This window comes from Tepidiphilus baoligensis (genome assembly GCF_012911495.1).
In the GTDB taxonomy this organism is placed as follows: Bacteria; Pseudomonadota; Gammaproteobacteria; order Burkholderiales; family Rhodocyclaceae; genus Tepidiphilus; species Tepidiphilus olei.
The window spans coordinates 1-912 of the sequence record NZ_JAAAUB010000042.1 but is presented as its reverse complement, the minus strand read 5'-3'; the positions used below and the strand labels follow the sequence as shown (position 1 = coordinate 912).

Genomic DNA, 912 nt, shown 5'->3' with positions numbered 1-912 from the left:
ATGTTGGTCGAGGAAGGCGGATGCCTCCTGGATGGCGCCTGGAACCAGCGTCAGCGGTTTGTCTGGCGCATCGCCGCCGTCGGCGTAACCAGCGATCAGGTGTCCCTCGACCGTGCGCAGCACGTGGCGCAGGTTCTCGGCGTAGGGACCATAGGGGGCCTTGACGTACTTCAGGCGCAGCGGCTCTCCTGCCTCCTGCATGAAGTACATCAGCTTGTGCACCTCTAGCAAGGTCACAAAGGGGTCGAGCAGGCCACCGAGATAGCGGTGGATCAACTCAACTAGGGCCGCGCGACCAGCAGTCATGGTTGGTACTTCACGCACATGGGCCATCTTGTCCGTGGTGGGCGCACCAAAGGGCTCGAACACGAGCACGTGCACGTCCTCCAGTTGCTCCAACGCTCGCTCGATGCGTGGGCGCACTTCGCTCCAGTCCAAGCCCCCCAAGCCGCTGCCCAGCGGTGGGATGGCGATGGAGTGGATGCCCTTCTCACGAATGACCCGAGCCAGATCGACCAAGCCTGCTTCGATGTCCTCGATGCGGCTCTTGCCGCGCCAATGGCGCTTGGTCGGGAAGTTGATGATGAAGCGCGGCGGCGTGAGCTGCCCCGTCTCGAAGACAAACATGCGCCCCGGCTGCACGGCCTCGCGCTTGCAGGCAGCCTCGTAAGCCTTGAAGTTTTCAGGAAAGGCGTTCTTGAACTGCAAGGCAATGCCGCGCCCCATCACACCGACACAGTTGACGGTATTGACCAGCGCGTCTGCCTCGCTCTTGAGGATGTCGCCCGAGGTGAACTCGATCATGGCTGCGCTCCTCTCAAATTGCTCAGTAATACCAATCCGGGCGGATCTCGACCTTAGGTCGGTGGCCGTTTACCGGAAGGGCGTTCACAACGTGTTGGTAGATGGCGC

General features: G+C 61.7%; 1 protein-coding gene. It reads right to left on the bottom strand.

Annotated elements, in window-relative coordinates; all coding sequences use genetic code 11:
• The coding region (gene darG, locus GV368_RS10925; protein WP_169116540.1) for a type II toxin-antitoxin system antitoxin DNA ADP-ribosyl glycohydrolase DarG at nucleotides 1-804 on the bottom strand (804 nt) is incomplete at its 3' end.
• Between the last annotated feature and the right edge of the window lie 108 nt (nucleotides 805-912).